Origin of the sequence: Flavobacterium pokkalii (assembly GCF_014596575.1) — a bacterium.
GTDB lineage: Bacteria > Bacteroidota > Bacteroidia > Flavobacteriales > Flavobacteriaceae > Flavobacterium > Flavobacterium pokkalii.
Window position 1 is genome coordinate 1 of record NZ_NASZ01000026.1, and the last position, 16,101, is coordinate 16,101.

General features: G+C 34.9%; 14 protein-coding genes. 3 read left to right on the forward strand and 11 right to left on the reverse strand.

Features of this window, described 5'->3' with window-relative positions:
• Window positions 1-108 precede the first annotated feature (108 nt).
• Window positions 109-552 (reverse strand): nucleoside deaminase, encoded by a 444-nt coding sequence (locus B6A10_RS14180; protein WP_188221387.1) that lies wholly within the window; start codon window positions 550-552, stop codon window positions 109-111.
• A 38-nt stretch (window positions 553-590) separates the two neighbouring features.
• Here B6A10_RS14180 and B6A10_RS14185 point away from each other — a divergent pair, with 38 nt between their 5' ends.
• Together B6A10_RS14185 and B6A10_RS14190 are read left to right on the forward strand one after the other, a co-directional pair.
• Window positions 591-2,381, forward strand: a complete 1,791-nt coding sequence (locus B6A10_RS14185) for a 1-deoxy-D-xylulose-5-phosphate synthase (RefSeq protein ID WP_188221388.1) — start codon at window positions 591-593, stop codon at window positions 2,379-2,381.
• Between the two features lie 28 nt (window positions 2,382-2,409).
• Window positions 2,410-3,483, forward strand: a complete 1,074-nt coding sequence (locus B6A10_RS14190) for a DUF3078 domain-containing protein (protein ID WP_055094187.1) — start codon at window positions 2,410-2,412, stop codon at window positions 3,481-3,483.
• A 3-nt stretch (window positions 3,484-3,486) separates the two neighbouring features.
• On the opposite strand, the gene B6A10_RS14195 is transcribed toward B6A10_RS14190, so the two are convergent.
• The 7 genes from B6A10_RS14195 to B6A10_RS14225 all read right to left on the reverse strand — a co-directional run bounded on the left by B6A10_RS14195 (window position 3,487) and on the right by B6A10_RS14225 (window position 13,058).
• Window positions 3,487-4,833, reverse strand: coding sequence for a deoxyguanosinetriphosphate triphosphohydrolase (locus tag B6A10_RS14195; RefSeq protein ID WP_188221389.1), 1,347 nt, complete (start codon window positions 4,831-4,833; stop codon window positions 3,487-3,489).
• A 251-nt stretch (window positions 4,834-5,084) separates the two neighbouring features.
• Window positions 5,085-6,500 carry an efflux transporter outer membrane subunit gene (locus B6A10_RS14200; RefSeq protein ID WP_188221390.1) on the reverse strand — a complete coding sequence of 472 codons (1,416 nt, stop codon included), beginning with the start codon at window positions 6,498-6,500 and terminating at the stop codon, window positions 5,085-5,087.
• A 129-nt stretch (window positions 6,501-6,629) separates the two neighbouring features.
• Entirely contained in the window at window positions 6,630-9,794 is a 3,165-nt protein-coding gene (locus B6A10_RS14205) for an efflux RND transporter permease subunit (RefSeq protein ID WP_188221391.1), read from the reverse strand.
• Between the two features lie 9 nt (window positions 9,795-9,803).
• A complete protein-coding gene (locus B6A10_RS14210; protein WP_188221392.1) occupies window positions 9,804-10,946 on the reverse strand; it encodes an efflux RND transporter periplasmic adaptor subunit in 1,143 nt (380 codons plus the stop codon).
• A 208-nt stretch (window positions 10,947-11,154) separates the two neighbouring features.
• Window positions 11,155-11,733 carry a TetR/AcrR family transcriptional regulator gene (locus B6A10_RS14215; RefSeq protein ID WP_188221393.1) on the reverse strand — a complete coding sequence of 193 codons (579 nt, stop codon included), beginning with the start codon at window positions 11,731-11,733 and terminating at the stop codon, window positions 11,155-11,157.
• A 210-nt stretch (window positions 11,734-11,943) separates the two neighbouring features.
• Window positions 11,944-12,693: an SDR family oxidoreductase gene (locus tag B6A10_RS14220; protein ID WP_188221394.1), complete on the reverse strand. Its 750-nt coding sequence runs from the start codon at window positions 12,691-12,693 to the stop codon at window positions 11,944-11,946.
• A gap of 77 nt (window positions 12,694-12,770) precedes the next feature.
• On the reverse strand, window positions 12,771-13,058 hold the full coding sequence (locus tag B6A10_RS14225) for an ArsR/SmtB family transcription factor (RefSeq protein WP_188221395.1): 288 nt from the start codon (window positions 13,056-13,058) through the stop codon (window positions 12,771-12,773).
• Window positions 13,059-13,181: 123 nt separating this feature from the next.
• Here B6A10_RS14225 and B6A10_RS14230 point away from each other — a divergent pair, with 123 nt between their 5' ends.
• Window positions 13,182-14,930: an ABC transporter ATP-binding protein gene (locus B6A10_RS14230; RefSeq protein WP_188221396.1), complete on the forward strand. Its 1,749-nt coding sequence runs from the start codon at window positions 13,182-13,184 to the stop codon at window positions 14,928-14,930.
• A gap of 71 nt (window positions 14,931-15,001) precedes the next feature.
• Here B6A10_RS14230 and B6A10_RS14235 read toward each other — a convergent pair whose 3' ends face one another.
• The 3 genes from B6A10_RS14235 to B6A10_RS14245 form a co-directional block, all read right to left on the reverse strand.
• Entirely contained in the window at window positions 15,002-15,433 is a 432-nt protein-coding gene (locus B6A10_RS14235; protein ID WP_238929415.1) for an RDD family protein, read from the reverse strand.
• Between the two features lie 163 nt (window positions 15,434-15,596).
• Window positions 15,597-15,896: a type II toxin-antitoxin system RelE/ParE family toxin gene (locus B6A10_RS14240; RefSeq protein WP_188221397.1), complete on the reverse strand. Its 300-nt coding sequence runs from the start codon at window positions 15,894-15,896 to the stop codon at window positions 15,597-15,599.
• The gene (locus tag B6A10_RS14245) at window positions 15,889-16,101 is read right to left on the reverse strand and encodes an addiction module protein (protein ID WP_188221398.1); all 213 of its coding nucleotides are present in this window, start codon (window positions 16,099-16,101) and stop codon (window positions 15,889-15,891) included. Before B6A10_RS14245 ends, B6A10_RS14240 begins: the two co-directional genes overlap by 8 nt.

The following is a 16,101-nucleotide window of genomic DNA, read 5'->3' on the forward strand; positions in this document are numbered from 1 at the left end:
CTTCTTGTACACAACGAAGTTTAAATTCATAATTGTATTTGACTTTTCTTTCCATAAAAATGCCCCCAAATAGCGTCTAACTTTTTGGGGGCAGTTCAAAACTATAAACTACTTTCTCTTCGAAGCAAAGAAACGTTTCATCAAATTGGCAGCTTCATCAGCCATAATTCCGGAAACCACGGTAGTTTTAGGATGGAGTTTTGTTCCCAGAGTCATAAAACCGCGTTGTTCGTCACGGGCTCCAAAAACAATTTTAGTAATTTGGCTCCAATACAAAGCACCGGCACACATCTGGCAAGGCTCCAGAGTGACATAAAGGGTACAGTCTTTCAGGTATTTTCCACCTAGATAATTAGCGGCAGCAGTTATGGATTGCATTTCGGCATGCGCTGTTACATCATTCAACATTTCAGTCAGATTATGACTTCGGGCAATTACGGTATTATTGACAACAATAACCGCTCCCACAGGAATTTCACCTTGTTCAAAAGCGACTTCGGCTTCCTGCATAGCCTTTTTCATAAAATACTCATCTGTGAAAATGTTCTCCATGCAACAAAAATACAGTATTCAATTTGTACATTTGCACTATGCTGAAAAATTTACTTTCAAACATACAAACACCAACTGATTTACGCCTACTTGACGAAGCGCAACTTCCTCAGCTGGCTCAGGAATTACGCGATTTCATCATCGATATTGTTTCGGTAAAAGAAGGTCATTTGGGTGCGAGTTTGGGTGTTGTCGAATTGACAATTGCCCTGCATTATGTTTTTAATACACCTGAAGATTTATTAATTTGGGATGTGGGACATCAGGCTTACGGACATAAAATACTCACCGGCCGAAGAGAAAATTTTCATACTAACCGCCAATTAAACGGAATTTCCGGTTTTCCTAAAAGAAGCGAAAGCGAATATGATGCTTTTGGCGTAGGTCACTCCTCTACTTCCATTTCGGCAGCTTTGGGAATGGCACTTGCTTCTAATTTAAAAGGTGATTTCGAAAAACAACACATTGCAGTTATTGGCGATGCTTCGATAGCTTCAGGAATGGCTTTTGAAGGATTAAATCATGCCGGAGTAACTAATGCTAATTTATTAGTGATTCTCAACGATAATGCTATCGGAATTGACCCAAGCGTAGGTGCTTTGAAAAATTACCTTACTGCGGTAAAAGAAGGCAAAAATCCCAAGCAAAACAACATGATAAAATCCCTGAATTTTAATTATTCAGGACCAATAGACGGCAACGATATTTTTGCAGTAACAAAAGAACTCAAGCGTTTACAAAAAATAAAAGGCCCTAAATTCCTTCACGTCATTACTATTAAAGGTAAAGGACTGCAACAGGCTGAGGAAAATCAGGTACAATACCATGCTCCCGGAAAGTTTGACCGAATAACTGGTGATATTATTCCAAAATCAGAGGAAAATCTGCCTCCAAAATATCAGGACGTTTTTGGGCTAACGATTCTGGATTTGGCACAAAAAAACCAAAAAATAGTCGGAATTACACCTGCCATGCCAACCGGAAGTTCGTTAAAATTCATGATGGAGGCTTTGCCTGAACGCGCTTTTGACGTGGGTATCGCCGAACAACACGCGGTAACGCTCGCCGCAGGAATGGCAACTCAGGGCATGATGGTTTTTTGCAATATTTACTCCACATTTCTACAACGAGCCTACGATCAGGTTATTCATGATGTAGCCCTACAAAATCTTCCGGTAATTTTTTGTCTGGACAGAGCCGGACTCGTGGGTGAAGATGGCGCAACCCATCACGGCGTTTTTGATATTGCCTATTTGCGCTGCATTCCAAATCTGATTATTTATGCTCCGACAAATGAAATTGCCTTACAAAATATATTTTACACTGCTCAATTAGGCTTAGAACATCCAATAGCAATAAGGTATCCACGAGGCAGAGGTATTATTAAAAATTGGAAAGAAAATCATTTTGGTCAATATCAAAAAATAGAAATTGGCAAAGCCTACACAATTAAAGAAGGTTCTGAAATTGCCGTCCTCTCAAATGGAACCATTGGAAACAATGTAAATTTAGCGTTAAACGAACTGGGGAATCCGGAAGCAATTGCACATTACGACTTCCCTTTTGTAAAACCATTAGACGAAAACACACTGCATCAACTATTTAAAAAATTCAAATTCATCATCACAATTGAAGATGGCACAATTATTGGTGGTTTTGGGAGTGCAATTTTAGAATTCGCAGCACAAAATAATTATAATAACAATATAAAAACCTTGGGAATTCCGGATAAGTTTATAGAACAGGGAACTATCAATGAGTTACAACAATGTTGCGAAATTGACGTTAAAACACTAAAATCACTTTTTTTAAGTTATATAAACAAGTAATTTAAACCTCTAAAATCTCAATTTGATAATGAAAATACAAAATCACTACCTACTCATAATTGGATTTTTATTCCTGACTAACACTCCCGTTTTTTCTCAAGTAGTTACTGATTCTATTAAAAACGATACCATCAAAAAAATTATTATTCCCGTAATGAATGATAATTTTTATCGAAAACCTAAACCTGAAAAACTAAGATATTCTTTTGCTCGTTTTGTTACCATACCTGCAATCGAAAAAGCTCCACCTTCCTGCTGGGGCAAAAAAAACGTACTGGGATTTGACATTTCGGAGATTGCTTTTGTAAACTGGAGCGCCGGTGGAACCAACTCGGTTTCAGGTTTGTTAAAAGGAGATTTTAACCGAACCTATGAAAAAAAACTGGTCAAATGGGTAAACGAGCTTAGCATAAGATACGGAATGAACAAGCAGGACGGAATTGAAATCCGTAAAACCGATGATGCTTTCCGATTTAACTCGACTTTTGGTTACCGAAAAAATGCCGAAAGCAATTGGTTCCATTCCGCTAAACTTAATTTCAACACGCAATTTACCAACGGTTACAAATATCCCGACAAAGAAAACCCTATTTCACGACTGTTTGCTCCCGCTTATATGTTCTTGGGAACAGGAGCTGAAAACAGCAGCAAGGACAAAAGCCGGGTGATGTATTTTTCTCCATTTACCTACAAAGCTACTTTTGTTTGGGATCAAACCCTGGCTAACAAAGGAGCTTTTGGTGTTGAAAAAGCCACTTACGATGAAGAAGGAAATTTACTAACCAAAGGAAGAAGAGCCAAAAACGAATTAGGTATTTTATTTACCAACAACATTAAAAAGGAAATAGCCAAAAATGTCATTTTTGTAAACACCCTAAGTTTATACTCGGATTATCTTAATAATTTTGGGAACGTGGATGTGGACTGTGATTTAGCCTTAAATTTGGTAGTAAACCAATATGTAAAAGCCAATATTGGCGCCCGAATCCTATACGACGACGATATTAAAAACAAAACCGAAGTTGACGGAGTCACCGTAAATGAAGGTCCTAAAGTTCAAATTAAACAAGTTTTGGGCGTTGGACTTACTTATGCTTTTTAATTCTTAGCGTTTTTTTCTACCATTTATAGTTTCATAAATTTCCAACGCATTTCCGTCGGTTAACAAGGAAACATAATGGCAAATATGTAACAAACGGTCGTACAGACTTTCTTTTTCCAAATGATGTTTCTCCGGTAATAATTTCAGGATTAACTTATCATAATTAGAATCGATTCCGTTGAATTTATTGTCATAAGCTGTGATAAATTTATCCAGCAAAGTTTGAATAATTTGGTAACCTACCAATTCTTTTTCAATTACTTCGCGACTTTGGTAAATTTTATCAATACTTATTTTGATAATATCATCCATTTGCACTTTGTATTTGCTTTTTTCCATCAAAGCAAAAGGAAATTTCCCCTGTAAAATCGCTTCTTCATTGGCAACAAATACTTTTACGGCATCATTAATCAAACTACTAATCGCTAAAGCACGCAAATAACTGATACGATCTTCTTTAGTTTCTAAAGTCTTGTATTTTGAAGTATTAATACTGTCTTTTACTAATTTAATCAGGTATTCCAAAGCAAAATCTTCAGAGACCAAACCTAAATTGATTCCGTCTTCAAAATCAATAATAGTGTAACAAATATCATCGGCGGCTTCTACCAGATAAGCCAGCGGATGTCTTTCAAAACCAATATCTTCTCCGGTTTTATTTGGAATTAATCCCATATCCAGTGCGGCTTCCTGAAAGAATTCCTTGTCTGCCTGAAAGAAACCGTATTTTTTATCTGAAATATTGCGCGTTGGTTTTTTAGGCAAACTTTCCTTTGGATATTTCATAAAAGCACCTAAAGTAGCGTAAGAAATCCGCAATCCACCTTCAATTCCGGGACGACTGGAAGTCATTACCGAAAAACCATTGGCATTTCCTTCAAAATCAATTAAATCCTGCCATTGTTTAGGGGTTAAAAATTCTTTGTATTTAGCACCTGCCCCTTTAGAAAAATATTCGCCGATAGCTTTTTCACCGGAATGGCCAAAAGGAGGATTCCCAATATCATGCGCCAAAGAAGCTGCAGCGACAATTGCTCCAAAATCATTCATATGAAAACCATGAACTTCTTTTAAATACGGATATTTTTCAATGATTTTTTTTCCAACCAAACGTCCCAAAGAACGCCCCACCACTGAAACCTCTAAACTATGAGTTAATCGAGTGTGTACAAAGTCCGTTTTTGAAAGAGGAATAACCTGCGTTTTATCCTGTAAACTTCTAAAAGCAGCCGAAAAAATAATTCGGTCATAATCTACTTCAAATCCTAAACGGGTATCATCCTGCTCAATTCTTAGTCTTTTACTTGTGTCGCCTTGTCTTTTTAAAGATAAAAGTTGTTCCCAGTTCATTTTTATTTCAGATTGTAGATTTAAGAAACCAAAAATACATTTTATTTTAGGATTTTATAAGACAAAAACACAGAAACAAAGCGTATCAAAAAAACCGCAGATTCGCAGATTTTTAATTGAATTATCAATTAAAAATCTGCGAATCTGCGGTAAAAATTTATACTTAGAATATTATCAAAAATCAAATCTGTATTAAATAAATAATTCTTTAATTTTTGAATTTATTTTTTCTAAGTATTAAATCATCTTAATTATTCCCATCCTCCGCCAAGAGCACGATACAATTCAACATTAGACACTAATCGATCTTTTTTAATGGTTGCTAATTCAAGTTCGGCAGCCAAAAGATTTCCCTGAGCCACAATAACTTCAAGATAAGTGGCCATTCCGCTCTTAAAAAGCATATCAGCATTTCCGATGGCTTTTTGAAGTTTGGCTACTCGTTCTTTTGCAATATCATATTGCTCTTCCTGCTTCTTAATTTTTGCCAGCGCATCTGATACTTCCTGAACAGCGACTAAAACAGTTTGCTTAAACTGTAATATAGCCTGTTCTCTTTGAACTTTAGCCACTTCATATTGTGTTCTTAATTTTTTACTGTTAAAAATCGGAGCTGTTATCCCTCCTGTTACTGTTCCAAATAAGGATGCCGGAATGTTAAACCATTTATCAAATTCAAATGAATTGACACCGGTTACTGCCGTAATGTTTAACGCAGGATACAAACTGGCTTTTGTAATTCCCACCTTTGCATTAGCCATTGTAACTCCGAGCTCTGCACTTTTTACATCCGGTCTTTTTTCTAACAATTGAGAAGGAATTCCAGCTGAAAGATTTTCTTTGACAAGAATTTTGTTCAACTGACTTTCTCTTTCTTTTTTATCAGGAAAACTTCCTGACAAAACACTTAATGCATTTTCCTGAATTTCTATATTTTGTTCTAATTTCGGAATCAACTGAGCCGCAACTAATCTTTGAGCTTCAGTTTGATCTTTTGCCAAAGAACTTAACTGACCTGATTCAAATTGTAAATTGACAATAAACAATGTACTGTCGTTTAAAACCAAAGTCTTTTTAGCAATTTCAAGTTGTGCATCAAGCATTAATAAATCATAAAAACCTTTAGAAACCGTAGCTACGATAGCTGTTTGCAATGCTTTTTTGGCTTCGGTAGTTTGCATAAATTCAGCTAAGGCATTTTTCTTTTGATTTTTTATTTTTCCCCAAATATCCGCTTCCCAGGACAAATCAAGACCAACAGCATAATCTTCCAAATGTTTTTGACCTAAAAATTGTCCCGTACTAATCCCATTCAAACTGTTGTCAGAAAGGCGGTTAGTAACTACTTTCGAATAGGCGTTCAATTGCGGAAAATTACCCAATTTGGATTGTTTAAATTTCAAATTGGCAATAGCAATATTTTTTTCGGCAATTTGCAAATCATTATTTTTTGCTACAGCAACATCTATGAGCTTGACCAAATCAGGTTCTTCAAAAAAGGATTTCCAATTGACAGCTGCTGTATTTAGAGTATCATTTCCTTCTTGATTCCTGAAATTTTCAGGAAGTGCCTCCTTTGGAACTTCAATATCCTTCGAAACCTTGCAGGATAGTATTGTGATGGTCAAAATAGCGACCATCACAATTTTAGTTATATATTTTTTCATCTTAAATTGTCATTAATTTTCTGTACAAGTATCTTTTGTGCTTTCCAAATATTTAGCAGTCTTGTACGATAAATAGGCTACACCAAAAATAATTACAAGTAGCACCGTTGTTATAAAATTTTCCATTACTTATTTTTGTTCGTTATGAATTACTGCTATTGGCTTTCCAGTAATTCTTTCTTGTAAATATTGAAATACGATGAATAAAACCGGGATAATTAATAGCCCCAGAATTACCCCTGAAACCATTCCTCCTGCTGCGCCAATACTAATGGAATGATTTCCCTGAGCCGATGGTCCAGTAGCACTCATCATCGGAACTAATCCGGCAACAAAGGCTAAAGAGGTCATGATAATTGGTCGCAAACGTAGTTTGGCTGCATCTATGGAAGCTTTTACTAATGCCTGACCTGATTTTCGTTTTTGAACTGCAAATTCAACAATCAGAATCGCATTTTTAGCAAGCAGTCCAATAAGCATTACCAATGCTACCTGTACGTAAATATTGTTTTCAATACCTGTTAAACCAATAGCGGCAAATACTCCAAATATTCCGGCCGGAATAGAAAATATAACTGCTAATGGCAGAATGTAACTTTCATATTGTGCAGCAAGTAAAAAGTAAATAAATATCAGACACAATAAAAAAATCGTTGCCGACTGTCCACCGGATGAAATCTCTTCTCGGGTTTGTCCTGAAAATTCATATGCATAACCAGCTGGCAATTGTTGTGCTGCTACTTCTTCGATGGCTTTAATCGCGTCACCGGAACTAAATCCCGGAGCAGGTATAGCATTTATAGAAATAGAATTGAACAAATTGTATCTCGAAGCCGTTTCTGAACCATAAATTCTGCTTAGTTTAACCAAAGTATTGATAGGAACCATTTCGCCACGATTATTTTTCACAAAAACACGGTCTATAGAAGAAGGATCAGCTCGGTCATCAATATCAGCTTGAACCACCACTCGGTAATATTTACCAAAACGGTTAAAATCAGATGCCTGAGCACTACCAAAATAAGCCTGCATGGTTTGTAAAATATCTTTAACTTTTACTCCCAATTGATCCGCTTTTTCATCATTAATATCCAATTGCAATTGTGGATAATCGGCTTTGAAAGAGGTAAAGGCAACTGCTACTTCAGGGCGTTTCATCAATTCTCCAATGAAATTTTGAGAGATTCCGCTAAACTTATCTAATTTACCCCCAGTTTTGTCTTGTAACACTAAGTCCAGAGCTTCCACATTACTAAACCCCGGAACAGTTGGAAAACTAAACACAAAGAAACTACCTCCTGAAATTGAAGCTAATTTACCACGAACCTGATTCATGATTTCGTCAATGTTTTTCACTTCTCCACGTTCTTCATTTGGTTTCAATAAAACAAAAACAACTGCAGAGGAAGGGCTTGTAGAATTCGTCAATAAATTGAAACCAGAAACCGAGGTAACATCTCTTGAAGCATCCAGACTACTTAATATTTCTTCAGCCTGTGTCATTACTTTTTGAGTTTGATCTAATGAGGTTCCCGATGGTGTGTTTACCGAAATAGCTATAAAACCCTGGTCTTCGGTTGGAATAAATCCTGAAGGTGTAGTTTTAACCATTATAATTGTAACAATAGTAATTAATGCTAAACCACCTAAACTCAGCCATTTTCTACGAATAAGAAATTTTAAACCGCCCACATAACGATTGGTTAACGAATTAAAACTGCTGTTGAAAGCATTAAAAAATTTCTCTTTAAATCCTTTTTTCTGATAGGGAACATCATCACCTTGTACTGCATGATTGTCTTTTAAGAATAAAGCGGCTAGAGCAGGACTTAAAGTCAATGCATTAACTGCCGAAATTACAATAGCAATAGCCATCGTGAATGCAAACTGACGGTAAAAAACTCCGGTAGACCCTTCCATAAAACCAACTGGCAGAAACACCGCAGCCATTACTAATGTAATCGAAATAATAGCACCTGTAATTTCATGCATTGCTTCACTTGTAGCAATTTTAGGAGACAAGTGTTTGTGTTCCATTTTGGCATGTACAGCTTCGACCACCACAATAGCATCATCGACCACAATACCAATTGCCAGAATTAAAGCGAATAAGGTTAATAAATTAATCGAGAATCCGAATAATTGCATGAAAAAGAAGGTTCCTAATATGGCTACCGGAACAGCAATCGCCGGAATTAAAGTAGATCTAAAATCCTGTAAGAAGATAAATACTACGATAAATACCAAAATAAAAGCTTCTATTAAGGTGTGTTTTACCTGATCAATCGATTGATCCAGTGAAACTTTTGTACTGTAAAAAATATTCTTTTTGATGCCTTTAGGAAAGTCTTTAGAGGCTTTATCCATCATTTTATTAATAGCAACCTGAATATCATTGGAATTAGAACCGGCTAATTGAATTACACCAATTACGATTCCCTTTTTACCATTCAAACGTGTTATACTGTTATAAGAATAAGCTCCAAGCTCTACTCTGGCAACATCTTTTAAACGAAGTATTGATCCGTCTTCATTAGAACGGATGGCAATATTTTGATAGTCTTCGGGTTTGGTTAATTTCCCTTTGTATTTAATTACATATTCGAAAACTTCTTTGCTTCGTTCTCCAAATTTTCCCGGAGCCGCTTCCAAACTTTTATCCTGGATAGCAGCCATAACTTCATTTGGCGTTACATTATGAGTTGCCATTTGTGTTGGATTTAGCCAAACACGCATCGAATAATCTTTTACACCTCCAAAAATAGTAGCAGAACCAACTCCCGGAATACGTTTAATTTCCGGAATAATATTAATCTGAGCATAATTGGCAACAAAAGTTTGATCGTATTTGGATTCATCATCGGTATACATACCAATGGCCATGATAAAACTATTTTGCTGTTTGGCGGTGATAACGCCTTGTTGTACTACTTCTGCAGGTAACTGACTGGTTGCTTGTGCTACTCTATTTTGAACATTTACGGCAGCCTGATCTGCATCAGTACCCAGTTTAAAGAAAACTGTAATTGCCAGAGTTCCATCATTACTCGCAGTAGAACTCATATAAGTCATGTTTTCCACTCCATTTATAGATTCTTCCAAAGATGGTGCTACCGAACGTAAAACCGTTTCGGCATTTGCTCCCGGATAAACTGCCGTTACTAAAACCGATGGCGGCGCTATATCCGGAAACTGCTGCAAGGGTAATTTAGTTAATCCCAGCACACCCAAAATCACCAATAAAATGGAGATAACAGTAGCCAGTACAGGTCTTTGTATAAATATTTTGAACATTTGTAAAAATTATTTTTTATTAATGATTTGAGCAACTTCCTTAGCTGCTTTTTTAGGTTGGATTACTTGACCTTCCTGAAGTTTGTCTATTCCGCTTAAAACAATTTGATCGCCATATTTAATACCATCACTAATTAAATAGTTGGTTTCACTTTTACCAACAATGGTTATAGGCATTTTGCTTACTTTATTTTCTTTATTTACTGTGAAAACAAATACTTTATCCTGCATTTCAACCGTAGCAGATTGAGGAACGAGTATTACATCATTATGATTGATTCCTAAACGGATTTTTCCCGTATTTCCCGAACGAAGCGTTCCATTCGCATTTGGAAAAGTTGCTCTCAAAGTAATGGCTCCCGTTGTTTTATCAAACTGACCGTCCACCATATCTATTTTTCCTGATTTGCTAAAAGGATTATTATCCGCAAGAATCAAAGTAACAGGAGGCAGATTTTTAATTTTGTCTCCAATTGTATTTCCGGCATATTGAGATTTGAATTTGATAAAATCGGTTTCACCTAAAGAGAAGTAAACAAAAACTTCGTGTACATCTGAAAGTGTTGTTAAAGGTTCAATATCAGTAGCAGAAACTAAACTTCCTTGTTTTTTTGGTAATCTACCTATGTAACCGCTAACAGGAGCTTTTACAGTAGTATAGCCTAAATTAATTCTGGCCGATTCTACCATTGCCTTTGCCTGCTCAATATTTGCAGCAGCAATTTTTTGAGAAGCTTTAGCCGTCTTTAACTGATAATCAGAAACTACTTTGTTCTGTACCAATGGTTTTAGTTTATCAACTTCTAACTGGGCATTGATTGAAGCCGCTTCTGCCGCGTGTAAATTGGCCAGAGCATTGTTTAACTGCTCACGAAAAGGACGCTCGTTTATTTTGAACAAAGTCTGACCTTTAGTCACATAAGCACCTTCATCCACTAAAACACGTTCCAGATTTCCGCTTACCTGAGGACGAATCTCAACATCTACTGACCCTTGAATAGAAGCAGGATATTCGGTTTCAGTAGTTACATCTTCTTTTGTAATACTTAAAACTGGTAATTGTGGCGCGGCTGATGGCGGAGGAGCAGCATTTTTATCTGCACAACTGATAAAAAATATTGCACTTAATATTAGAAAAGTAACTTTTTTCATAAAAGAGATTTGATTTAATTTAGTTTTTGTTATTGTTTTTGGAATAATTGTTTCAGAATTCATGCTGCATTTAGTTTAATTAATATTTGAAAAGAAATATTGATTCTGAAATAAACGTTTCAGAATCAAAGCTGTAATTTAAAAAAATCATTCTTGTTGCACTTAAATTTCTGAAATAAACGTTCCAGAAATAACGTTAAAAAAAAGATTATTTAAATATATTTTTTATCAGAACTTCTGACATTTTTTTTATTTTGATTGGATTTTGATGAAGAATATATGCTTGCTTCCAGCCAGTAAAAGAATTAACAATATATTCTGCCATAATCTCAGCACTTTCAGAATCATCCATTTCCCCGGCATCCATTGCTTTTTGGACTATTGACTTTAAAAAATCAATATACACTTCATTGTTTTTGCTCATTTGATTTCTGACTTGACAATCATCAGGAGCTATCTCAAAAATGGTTTTCATACCTAAACATCCTTTATCACAAGACACAATCCAGCCTGCTTTATCGGTAATCAAATTTATCAAAGCTTCCTTAGCAGAAGAATATTTTGAAACTTTTTCCTTAACTTCCATCATGGCATTATCGAAATAATTGCCAATGCATTTCATGAACAACTGGTGCTTATCGCCAATGGTATTGTATAAACTGCTTCTGTTGATTTGCATAGCATCCACTAAGTCCTGAATTGAAGTAGCATTATATCCTTTTTCCCAAAAGACATTCATTGCTTTTTCAATTTTCTCAACTTCGTTAAATTCTACACAGCGTGCCATTAGATTTAATTTACGTCTACAAATATACAACTATTTTTGAAACGCTTATTCCAAAAAGGAAAAAATTTCACAAAAAGTAAAAACTACATCCAGAAAAAATCCTTCTTTACTAAAATTCATTCCGGATGTAATTCATCTAAAAACTAAAAAACAGGTATCTATAATAAAGGAAAATATTAAGTGAAATTCTTTGATTTGGATAAAAACATTTTAAAGCGTAGCAGCTCCTCCGTCTAATAACAATTCTCCTCCTATCATAAATTTAGAATCATCCGATGCTAAATACAAGAATCCTGCTGCCATTTCTTCAGAAGATCCCAAACGTTTGGCTGGAATTCCGGAAGCAAAATGATTTTTAGTTCCATTAGCTTCTTCTTCAGAGGCTCCACTTCTTGAAAAAATTGGCGTATCAATTGGTCCGGGAGAAAGTACATTAACACGGATGTTTCTGTCTAACAATTCTGCTGATAAGGTTCTGGCTAAAGAACGAACCGCAGCTTTTGATGCGGAATAAGCTGCTGTAGTGGCAAAACCTTTATGAGCCACTGTAGAAGCCGTAATAATAACTGAACTTCCATCATTTAAGTAAGGTAAAGCTTTTTGTATACTGAAGAAAACTCCCTTGAAATTAATATCACTAGTTTGGTCAAACATCTCTTCTGTGTATTCTGCCAATGGAGCTGCTATAAAAACTCCGGCATTTACAACTAAAACATCAATTTTTCCGAACGTATCATTCACTGTCTTGTAAGTTCTGTCAATATTATTTATATCCGAAACATCACTTACAAATCCAATAGAAGCATTTCCGATTTCAAAAACAGCTTCATCAATTGTAGTTTTGTTTCTTCCAGTGATTGCTACTTTTGCTCCCTCTTCTGCAAATAATTTAGCTGTTGCTAAACCAATTCCGCTGTTTCCTCCTGTTACTACTGTAACTTTATTTTGTAATTTTTTCATTGTCTTCAATTTTACAATTTAATTATTTTAAGTATTTAAATATCTAAATATTTCGATGTTTTGAATTAAAAAAAAGGCTAAAAGCCTAAACGGGCAATATAACGACTATATGCCTCACAAATTTCTCTATTGATGGTAAATCTCAAATTACGTCCTTCTTTTTCAGCTACCAATAATTCAGCTTCAACTAATTGTTTCAAATGATGAGACATTGTGGATTGAGCCAAATTAAAACATTCTGAAACTTCACAACATTGCATAAAATCTTTACGTTTACTAATCATATCCATAATTTGCAATCGATAAGGATCTCCTAATGCTTTAGAGATTTTTTCTACTTGTTTACTATTCAACTCGGTAATCATGCAGCAAATGTAAAAAAACATTTTAATATATCGAAATATTTCGATGCAATATTTTAAATTTGCAGTACCCTAAATTAATCTTCCTTAATTTTCTATCCAAAATCTCCTTAAAAAAGAAAGCTTATGCAGCTATTATATTCTTACATAAAAACTCACAAAACACTTTTATACATTGCCTTATTTTTAGCTGCAATTAACCAATGCTTCTCATTATTTGATTCCATCATTATAGGTAAATTACTTAACGAATGTGGTGTTGGTGTTGCTAATTTCAATCACAACCAAAATAATTTCATCAAAGCCGTTTTGGGCTGGCTGGCATTATCGCTTGGAGCAGCAATGGTTTCCCGAATTGCTAAAAATTTTCAGGATTATTTTACCAATATCATCATCCAAAGAACTGGTGCTCAAATGTACACCGATGGCATTCAAAAAGCTTTACAATTACCATTTCAGGATTTTGAAGACCAGCGCAGCGGAGAAACTTTGGGCAAACTACAAAAAGTAAAAATTGATTGCGAAAAATTCATCACGCTCTCTATTTCCCTGATTTTTCAATCAATAGTCGGGATTGTCTTTGTAATTGTTTACGCGGTGAGCATCCATTGGCTTTTAGGACCAATTTTCCTGATAACTGTTCCGGTCATTGCGTTTGTAAGTTCGTTTTTAGGCAAAAAAATTAAAAAAGTTTCCAAAGAAATTTTAGGTGAAACAACCGCTTTGGCAGGTGCCACAACCGAATCCTTACGCAATATCGAATTGGTTAAAAGCCTTGGTTTGACCGAACAGGAAATTAACCGATTGAATGCAACTACGATTAATATTTTGGGACTTGAACTTAAAAAAGTGCGTTTTATTCGTTCACTAAGTTTTATTCAAGGCACAACTGTTCATTTTATGCGAACCTGTCTGGTTTTTGCCTTATACCTATTTATTTTTAAAGACATAATCAAACCCGGCGATTTAATTACACTGATGTTCTTTTCTTTTTTCCTGTTCAATCCTTTGCAGGAATTAGGAAATGTAATTGCAACTTTTAATGAAACCAAAGCATCGATGGATAATTTTGCCGATTTGATGAATGCTAAAATCGAAAAGACACCAAAAAATCCAAAAACAATTGGCGACATCAATCATTTAAGCTTTCAAAATGTAAGTTTCAAACACAAAACCGCCAAAGGTTATGCGGTAAAAGATATTTCTTTTGAAGCTGAAGTAGGCGAAACCATTGCTTTTGTAGGCCCTTCCGGAAGCGGAAAAACCACTTTGGTAAAAATGCTAGTCGGATTGTACACTCCTGCTGAAGGTGCTATTTTTTACAATGAAAAAAATTCTAAAGAAATTGACATTACTGAATTGAGACAACAATTGGGCTTTGTAACTCAGGATGCTCAATTATTTTCAGGAACTATAAAAGACAATTTACTTTTTGTAAAACCTAATGCTACCGATGAAGAAATCAATGATGTTTTACAAAAATCGGCCTGTCAAAATTTATTAAAACGCGCTGAAAACGGAATCTACACTACAATTGGCGAAGGAGGAATCAAAGTTTCCGGAGGTGAAAAACAGCGTTTATCCATAGCGAGAGCGCTATTAAGAAATCCGCATTTATTGCTTTTTGATGAAGCAACTTCAGCTTTGGACTCCATTACCGAAGAAGAAATCACCAAAACCATTCGAAGTATTTCGTCCAAAAAAGACCAAATTACGGTTTTAATTGCGCACCGCTTATCTACAATTATGCACGCCGATAAAATCTTTGTTTTGGAACAGGGACAAATTATCGAACAAGGGAAACACGACGATTTATTAAACGAAAAAGGACTGTATTACGCCATGTGGAGACAGCAAATTGGGGAAAGAAAATAATTCAGATTAAGCCTCGACTACATTAGTCAATGCATTAAAATGTTTACGCATTTTATTCAGTTTTCGTTTTTTTACCACATAAGTTTGCGAAAAGTATCATGCCAGCCTCTTGGAAATTCTTTCAAAAAGCTAAAAGCATCAATCGGAATAAAACGGCAACAACTACGAATAAAAAAGGCTTTTTTAGAAGGTTTAGTACCGTCAGCATTCACCACAATGGTGTGTGTGATTAATTTAGCAATGGTACGGGAAAAATAAACTTCTGTAAAATAATAATACAAAAAAGCCACAACAACGGCATAAAACCCAATTTCAAACATAGAGAGATTTTCTACCCAATTCGATAATTCGAAATTATTAGCCGACAAAGCCACCAAAATAATCGTAGTTCCTAAACTCAAAACAATGATATAAATAAACATTAAATCGATACAAAGATTAAGAAAACGCTGAAACTGGCTTGCGTATAACTCTTCTGTTATTGTAAATTCTTCTGTTTTCATGACTATTATATTTAGTGTTAAACAAGAATCTCAAACAAAATTAACTTACTCAAATTTAACAAATTATACTCAAAAAAAGAATCAAACCGAATTTAAATATTTGATATTCAACAAAAAACAGCCATCAAATGATGGCTGTTTTTATGAAAAAATATAATCAATTTTATAATCCTAATCTTTTTGACCAGTTTTTAGGAGAACGTGAAGTATGAAAAATACCAACAACGGTAATTTCATTTTTTTGAAATCTATAATGAATTCCATAAGGAAATCTAGAAATATACCTAACTTTGATATTCTTATATCTTTTTTGATAAGCCTCCGGGCTTCTCAAAATAGTATCAATTCCGGCTTCTAAACAAAGTTCAAAATCATAAGAAAGACCTATTCTTTGTTCTTCATACCAAAGGACAATGTCTTCAATATCAAACAATGCCTCTTTAGCAAAATGAATCTTATACACTACGGATAGCTTTCAAATGATTTTTAACCTCTTCCCAAGTATACAATTCCGTTTTTCCTTCTTCTAAATTTTGAATTCGAATATCTAATTCTCTTTTTACTTCTTCAGAAATTTCTAAATCATTTTTAGAAACACTGTCCCACAATTGTTCAGCAAGAACAATCTTTTCAGCATCACTGTATTTAGATAAATTTTTAAGTTCCAT

What these genes read in the sequence shown, in the direction of transcription:
- B6A10_RS14180 (WP_188221387.1), bottom strand. Translation starts at nt 552, where the DNA reads ATGGAGAACATTTTCACAGATGAGTATTTTATGAAAAAGGCTATGCAG.
- B6A10_RS14185 (WP_188221388.1), top strand. Translation starts at nt 591, where the DNA reads ATGCTGAAAAATTTACTTTCAAACATACAAACACCAACTGATTTACGC.
- B6A10_RS14190 (WP_055094187.1), top strand. Translation starts at nt 2,410, where the DNA reads ATGAAAATACAAAATCACTACCTACTCATAATTGGATTTTTATTCCTG.
- B6A10_RS14195 (WP_188221389.1), bottom strand. Translation starts at nt 4,833, where the DNA reads ATGAACTGGGAACAACTTTTATCTTTAAAAAGACAAGGCGACACAAGT.
- B6A10_RS14200 (WP_188221390.1), bottom strand. Translation starts at nt 6,500, where the DNA reads ATGAAAAAATATATAACTAAAATTGTGATGGTCGCTATTTTGACCATC.
- B6A10_RS14205 (WP_188221391.1), bottom strand. Translation starts at nt 9,794, where the DNA reads ATGTTCAAAATATTTATACAAAGACCTGTACTGGCTACTGTTATCTCC.
- B6A10_RS14210 (WP_188221392.1), bottom strand. Translation starts at nt 10,946, where the DNA reads ATGAAAAAAGTTACTTTTCTAATATTAAGTGCAATATTTTTTATCAGT.
- B6A10_RS14215 (WP_188221393.1), bottom strand. Translation starts at nt 11,733, where the DNA reads ATGGCACGCTGTGTAGAATTTAACGAAGTTGAGAAAATTGAAAAAGCA.
- B6A10_RS14220 (WP_188221394.1), bottom strand. Translation starts at nt 12,693, where the DNA reads ATGAAAAAATTACAAAATAAAGTTACAGTAGTAACAGGAGGAAACAGC.
- B6A10_RS14225 (WP_188221395.1), bottom strand. Translation starts at nt 13,058, where the DNA reads ATGATTACCGAGTTGAATAGTAAACAAGTAGAAAAAATCTCTAAAGCA.
- B6A10_RS14230 (WP_188221396.1), top strand. Translation starts at nt 13,182, where the DNA reads ATGCAGCTATTATATTCTTACATAAAAACTCACAAAACACTTTTATAC.
- B6A10_RS14235 (WP_238929415.1), bottom strand. Translation starts at nt 15,433, where the DNA reads ATGAAAACAGAAGAATTTACAATAACAGAAGAGTTATACGCAAGCCAG.
- B6A10_RS14245 (WP_188221398.1), bottom strand. Translation starts at nt 16,101, where the DNA reads ATGGAACTTAAAAATTTATCTAAATACAGTGATGCTGAAAAGATTGTT.